Genomic DNA, 6,368 nt, shown 5'->3' with positions numbered 1-6,368 from the left:
TGTTTTACCGTGGTCAACGTGGCCGATAGTACCAACGTTAACGTGCGGTTTCGTACGTTCAAATTTTTCTTTAGACATGAGTGGTCCCTCTAGGTACGGATTTAGGTGGCCCAAATTGACCACGCAACCAAAAAAAGATAATTGGTAAATCTAATATCAAAAGGAAATAAACTTGAGAGCTGGTGCTGATAGGCAGACTCGAACTGCCGACCTCATCCTTACCAAGGATGCGCTCTACCACCTGAGCTATATCAGCACTCAAATTAGAGTGGAGCGGGCAGCGGGAATCGAACCCGCATCATCAGCTTGGAAGGCTGAGGTAATAGCCATTATACGATGCCCGCAACACGTAACTCTGAGAGCTATTTCCTAAAGAATATGGTGGAGGGGGACGGATTCGAACCATCGAAGGCAGTGCCGGCAGATTTACAGTCTGCTCCCTTTGGCCACTCGGGAACCCCTCCAAATTTTCAAGCCATTCAGACTACTAAAGGAAAGAATGGTGCCGACTACCGGAATCGAACTGGTGACCTACTGATTACAAGTCAGTTGCTCTACCTACTGAGCTAAGTCGGCATAAGTGGTGCGCATTCTATTGAATGATTTTCTAGGTTGCAATAGTAATTTGAAAAAAAATCATAAATTTCGATTTTTTAGATTCGTTTGCTGCAAATTCGTACAAACTTAGCTTTTTTAAAGTAAACTTCGACCTTTGTCGTTTGCTTTGAAGTTCGCTTGATGTATGTTCTTGCTTCTATTAAACCAAGGATAAAAGAGACCCATGAGTCCATTTTTGTCATTTGACCGTGCAAATTGGGCCGAGTTAAGAAACTCTGTACCGATGACACTTTCTGAAGACGACTTGACTGCGCTTCAGGGCATTAATGAAAACCTAACCATGGAGGAAGCGGTAGAGATCTACCTTCCTTTGTCTCGTCTTTTGAATCTGTATGTCCAGGCTCGTCAAAGCCGCAATTCCGTATTACAACAATTCTTAAATACAGAGGAACATGCTCCCCCTTTCGTAATTGGTATCGCTGGCAGTGTTGCTGTAGGCAAAAGTACGACTGCTCGTATTCTAACGGCATTGCTTTCTCGTTGGGAGAATCATCCCAAAGTGTCCTTGGTTACAACAGATGGCTTCCTATATCCGAAAAAAGTACTAGAAGAACGCGGTATCATGCATCGTAAAGGCTTCCCAGAATCCTATGATATCAAGCGCTTAGTCGAGTTCATGTCTGACGTAAAGGCAGGAAAGCCCGATCTTGAAGTACCCATCTACTCTCACATCACGTATGACATTACTGATGAACTAAGGAAAGTGGATAGACCGGATGTTCTTATTATTGAAGGTTTAAACGTTCTGCAAAGTGGAATGGACTATCCACATGACCCGCATCGTGTCTTCGTCTCTGACTTTTTAGATTTTTCAATTTATGTCGACGCAGAAACAGAAACCATTGAACATTGGTATGTAGAACGCTTTTTAAAGTTTCGCCAAGGGGCCTTTACGAAACCAGGCTCTTATTTTAGCCACTACACACAACTCTCTGTCGATGACGCAAAGAAAAAAGCGAAGCAAATTTGGCATGATATTAATGGGCTCAATTTAGAATTGAATATTCTTCCAACTCGTGAGAGAGCCCACTTGATTCTACACAAAGGCGTTAACCACTTAGTTGATAAAGTTTCGTTGCGAAAGTAATCGAAGATTAGTCACTTTTACGCAACGAGATTTCACCACCAATATAAGTCTCTAGTCCTTGGGAGGTTTCGATTAATATTCCACCTTGATGATCGATGCCTCGAACGACGCCATATACCTCTCTAGGACCAATAAGCAGTTTGACCTGACGATTAAGGAAATTGTCTAACCGATTCCAACGTTCGATAAAGCCAGTAAGTCCTTTCATTTCATATTCGACAAGTGCGGAATTCCAATGCTTGATAAGTGTCATTGCTAGAACATTTCTATCGATCTTGAGACTCTGATTTACTTGGTTCAACGTGGTCCATGGCTGGTCAATCTCAGGCTGGTCGTCAGGCATTCCAATATTCAGGCCCATCCCAATCACTAGATGAGCAGCCCCACCGGCCTGACCCGACATTTCAACCAAGATTCCGGCCAGTTTTTTATCTTGATAATACAAGTCATTCGGCCACTTGAGTTTAACACCTTGCATGCCTACTTCTTCCAAAGCTTCCACTGCGGCAATCCCAATCACCAAGCTCAAGCCCATTGCCGCAGCCATTCCTGCATCCAGTCGCCAATACATAGAGAGATATAAGTTAGAGCCAAACGGTGAGACCCATTGTCTACCGCGGCGACCACGCCCTTGTGCTTGATATTCAGCAATACAAACACGGCCCTTTTCCGAATCCGCGACTCTGTCGAGCAAATATTGATTCGTTGAGTCAATCACAGGGACGAGTTCAACAAGTGACTCCGAGCTAGTGGTAAGGAGAGTCTCGTCTAACAACTGCAATGGTGAGGCTAATTGGTAACCGCGCCCTTGCACTCGATAAATATCAATACCCCATTCACTAAGACCTTTAATGTGCTTAGCGATTGCCGCTCTAGAAACATTAAGATCGTCGCCCAACGCTTCTCCTGAATGAAACTCTCCATCACTTAATAACTTTAGAATATGAAGTTTCGTAGAGTGATCTTTTCTCATCTAGATGCCTCGATCTGAGCCAAATTGGTCTCCCCGGTACGATTGAGAAAGCGTACTTCATGCTCAAGTATGATTTGGTATTTGTCCCATACTGTATGCTTCACTAAAGAAGCAAGCGCGACAATGTCATCAGCACTACAATTATCTATGTTGGTCAAAACCAAAGCTTGCATAGGGTTGACCTGCGCACCGTGTACAGACTTCCCTTTTAATCCACACTGATCAATAAGCCAACCAGCAGCAATTTTCATTCCTCCTGAAGCTGGGTAGGCCACTACGTTAGGGTATTTTTTTGTTAGTCGATCATAGTGATCTTCTGTGATCACTGGGTTTTTAAAGAAACTACCTGCGTTACCTATCTTGGTTGGATCTGGCAGTTTTGCCTTTCGCACTTGGCATACTCGTTCGAAGATAGAAGCAGGGCTGAGTTGTTCTTCTGGGATACTTTGTAAAGGACCGTACTGGTTAATCGGCTGCCATTGCTTCGCCAACTTAAGCCCTAATGCGGTGATAAAGCACTTTCCGTGCAACGCATGTTTAAATATGGAATCCCTATAGGCAAACTCACAGTCTTGGGCGTGCATTCTTTTGTTTTCAAACGTAGTTAGATCAAGAACATCTACATAATCACAGATGTCTTTTAGCTCTAGGCCATACGCACCAATGTTCTGAATAGGAGCCGAGCCAGCACAACCTGGAATCAAAGCTAAGTTCTCGATCCCACCGATCCCCTGATTCACACACCAGGAAACCAATTCAGGCCAATCTTCACCACCGGCAATATGTAATAGGTAGTGCTCATCCGTTTCCGTGACTTCTTTACCCATGATTCGATTAACAATCACTAATCCCTCAAAATGTTCTGTAAAAAGAACATTACTTCCTTTACCTAAAAAAAGTTTCGGTAAATGGGTGAATCTTGGGTTTTGAAATAGCTCAATAACATCTTCAAGCGACTCAACGATAGCTAAATAGGAACACGATTGTTCAATTCCAAAAGTATGGTAAGCCTTTAGGCTCGCATTTGTTTTAATTTGCATAGTAGGTTTGCAACACCAGATAAGATTCTCTTAAACTGTCGACATTCTACATTAGTTATCTTTTAACCGCAGTGACAATACCAGACTCATTAATCATAGAAGTGTTAAATCCCATCAAGCTCCCCCTCATTAAGAAACTATACAAGGCGTATTACCCTGCGGGTCGAGCCAAAAAAGATGAATTGATCATTACAGCAAGCCATAAAGGTGAAATCATTGCGTTACTACGTTTAAAAAGTGTAGATAAAGTTCGTCTATTGACAGGAATGTTGGTCATTCCGAAAGTTAGGGGAACAGGGATTGGAAAAGAACTACTAACTCATTGTAAAAACAATGTTTTCACTGATGGCGATTATTGCTTCGCGTTTACACATCTCGAATCCTATTATTCCAAGCATGGATTCACAACAATTGATTGCTCTGAGCTACCACACCCGCTAAAAATGGCATTTCAACGTTATGTAGATAGCGGTAAAGATCTCATTCCAATGCAATTCATCTCTTCAACGACATCAAAACGCGTGCTTTTGTAGCCAGGTAAATCATATCTTTGATAAAATGGCAGGTTCGCAATATTGCACTAAACTAAGGTACTCATACCGATATGATAGTAAGTAGGAATCCATTCGAACAGTTGCCAAGTCTCGCTGTCAATCCGGAAGACTTTGATGTTCTGTATTCAGCAGAATCATTCAGAACCCGTCTTTTAGATGCTATCAGCAAAGCAACGTCGCGAATTTACCTAGTCGCTCTATATCTGGAAGATGATGAAGCTGGACGTGAAATTCTCACTGCGCTTTATGAAGCGAAACAGCGCAATCCTGGGTTGGACATCAATATCTGTGTCGACTGGCATCGAGCGCAGCGTGGCCTGATTGGTGCGGAGACATCTGAGGGTAATTCAGCGCTTTACAAAGCATATGCCAGCAAATACCAACACCCAATCCCTGTCTATGGCATACCAGTGCGTGGCAGAGAAGTTTTTGGGGTACTGCATTTAAAAGGCTTCATTGTCGATGATACTGTTATCTACAGTGGGGCGAGCTTAAATAACGTTTATCTCCATTATCATGAACGTTATCGATTTGATCGTTACCATGTGATTCGACATGAATCTTTAGCGAATTCAATGGTGCAATTCATTCAGGAAGAAATGATTGCTCACCCTGCCGTTAATGATCTTGCAGGAAAAGATAAGCCAGAAACCAAAGAAATAAAGTCGGCGATTCGCCAACTGAGGGCTTCTCTTGCTCAAGCCAACTATAAGTTTGAAGACCAAGCTGCAACAGAAGAAAGTGTAAAAGTCACTCCGTTAGTTGGGCTAGGCAAACGCCGTAATCTGCTCAATCAACAGATTGTAAAGTTATTGGCAGCAGCCCAAGACGAAATTTTCATTTGTACGCCTTACTTTAACTTCCCTAAAGCACTTCATCGTGAAGTGAAACGAGCCATGAAGCGTGGTGTGAAAGTAACTATTGTTGTGGGTGATAAAACCGCCAACGACTTTTACATTGCACCCGAGGAAGACTTTAAAACCATTGGCGGACTTCCATATCTTTACGAAGTGAATTTGCGTCGCTTTGCGAAAGCCAATGAAGCGAATATCGCTGCACGTAAATTGTCAATTCACCTATGGAAGCATGACAATAACAGCTTCCACCTTAAGGGTATTTGGGTTGATAAACGCTATATGCTACTTACTGGGAATAACCTAAACCCACGTGCTTGGTCACTCGACCTAGAAAATGGGCTACTCATACAAGACAATTATGCGAAGCTCACTGAGAAGTTTGAAGACGAAGTTTCGCGTATTCTTGAGCATACTCACCTTATCTGTACTTATAAGCAATTAGAGAAAGTAGAAGACTATCCTATAGGGGTACAGCGACTGGTCAGAAAAATTACCCGCCTAAAGGCAGATGGTGTTTTAAAACGTATTCTTTAGACATCATTTCTCGCTCTAAAGTACGTCGAGATTTTTATACTAAGCCAACCGCTTTAGCAGTTGGCTTTTTCATATAATCCATTTGGAATACTTAACTATTTTCTAGTACCGCTAGTGAGCACATAACCACTTAGATCTAGAGCGACTCTCTTAATGGGTTTGAGCTTTGACGTTTGTGAGTATTCCGCATAGCTTACAGCCTCGAGCTAAGCTACCCCTCTCTGTTTTGGCGCTTCTTACCCCTTGGCGATATATTTTTTCTGAGACTCATCAAATGTTCAGCGTCGAAAATCATCACCTCGCTAATGAAGAGCTCCTTCAATCTTTCACCTTCCAATTCTTTTCAAGTCGTTTGATTTTTGAGCCAGGAGAGATTGGGGGTATATATGACGCTTTTCTGGATTATGTGCACAGTTCGTTTTTTCTTTCTCATCAAGATTCAAGCCGTTGAACGCCTTTGAATACCATAGATTACTTAGGTTTGTTTGTAGGTCATATTGTCTTTCCACAGCATCAACGGCCTATATTAATTAAAGCCTAGTGTGTAATCACGCAAAGTTCACTTAGTAGGGATTATGGGGAGTAGTCTAATTAGGTGTAAACACACTTCAGGGAAACGCCGCAGTAGAAACGAAAAAAGCCTCAGTCTTTCGACTGAGGCTTAATATAAGTGGCGGAGTGGACGGGACTCGAACCCGCGACCCC

5 protein-coding genes and 4 tRNA genes are annotated in these 6,368 nt (G+C 42.6%); 3 read left to right on the top strand and 6 right to left on the bottom strand.

All coding sequences use genetic code 11. The annotated features are described in order from the left end of the window. Positions 1-180: 180 nt before the first annotated feature. The 4 genes from R8O70_RS24670 to R8O70_RS24655 form a co-directional block, all read right to left on the bottom strand. A tRNA-Thr gene (locus R8O70_RS24670) sits at positions 181-256 on the bottom strand. A gap of 13 nt (positions 257-269) precedes the next feature. After that, positions 270-344: transfer RNA gene (locus R8O70_RS24665), tRNA-Gly, on the bottom strand. 35 nt (positions 345-379) lie between these two features. After that, positions 380-464 (bottom strand) — tRNA-Tyr (locus tag R8O70_RS24660). Positions 465-500: 36 nt separating this feature from the next. Further along, positions 501-576, bottom strand: a tRNA-Thr gene (locus R8O70_RS24655). Between the two features lie 205 nt (positions 577-781). Here R8O70_RS24655 and coaA point away from each other — a divergent pair. Continuing rightward, the gene (gene coaA, locus R8O70_RS24650; protein ID WP_005388683.1) at positions 782-1,705 is read left to right on the top strand and encodes a type I pantothenate kinase; all 924 of its coding nucleotides are present in this window, start codon (positions 782-784) and stop codon (positions 1,703-1,705) included. A 7-nt stretch (positions 1,706-1,712) separates the two neighbouring features. Here coaA and birA read toward each other — a convergent pair whose 3' ends face one another. Both birA and murB read right to left on the bottom strand, forming a co-directional pair. Beyond that, a complete protein-coding gene (birA, locus tag R8O70_RS24645; protein ID WP_005373054.1) occupies positions 1,713-2,678 on the bottom strand; it encodes a bifunctional biotin--[acetyl-CoA-carboxylase] ligase/biotin operon repressor BirA in 966 nt (321 codons plus the stop codon). Next, positions 2,675-3,718: a UDP-N-acetylmuramate dehydrogenase gene (gene murB / locus R8O70_RS24640; RefSeq protein ID WP_132937404.1), complete on the bottom strand. Its 1,044-nt coding sequence runs from the start codon at positions 3,716-3,718 to the stop codon at positions 2,675-2,677. The genes birA and murB overlap by 4 nt, the downstream gene beginning before the upstream one ends. A 101-nt stretch (positions 3,719-3,819) precedes the next feature. Between murB and R8O70_RS24635 the strand changes: the two genes are divergently transcribed. Further along, entirely contained in the window at positions 3,820-4,251 is a 432-nt protein-coding gene (locus R8O70_RS24635) for a GNAT family N-acetyltransferase (RefSeq protein WP_031781233.1), read from the top strand. Between the two features lie 71 nt (positions 4,252-4,322). Beyond that, positions 4,323-5,663, top strand: a complete 1,341-nt coding sequence (gene pssA / locus R8O70_RS24630; RefSeq protein ID WP_005388686.1) for a CDP-diacylglycerol--serine O-phosphatidyltransferase — start codon at positions 4,323-4,325, stop codon at positions 5,661-5,663. Positions 5,664-6,368: the final 705 nt, after the last annotated feature.

The sequence above is a fragment of the Vibrio sp. 779(2023) genome (assembly GCF_033344285.1).
In the GTDB taxonomy this organism is placed as follows: Bacteria; Pseudomonadota; Gammaproteobacteria; order Enterobacterales; family Vibrionaceae; genus Vibrio; species Vibrio alginolyticus.
Note: the sequence above shows the minus strand (reverse complement) of the source record. Positions and strands in the feature narration are given on the sequence as shown.

Bases quoted from the DNA above. Each gene is read 5' to 3' on its own strand.
- coaA (WP_005388683.1), top strand. From the start codon at position 782: ATGAGTCCATTTTTGTCATTTGACCGTGCAAATTGGGCCGAGTTAAGA.
- murB (WP_132937404.1), bottom strand. From the start codon at position 3,718: ATGCAAATTAAAACAAATGCGAGCCTAAAGGCTTACCATACTTTTGGA.
- birA (WP_005373054.1), bottom strand. From the start codon at position 2,678: ATGAGAAAAGATCACTCTACGAAACTTCATATTCTAAAGTTATTAAGT.
- pssA (WP_005388686.1), top strand. From the start codon at position 4,323: ATGATAGTAAGTAGGAATCCATTCGAACAGTTGCCAAGTCTCGCTGTC.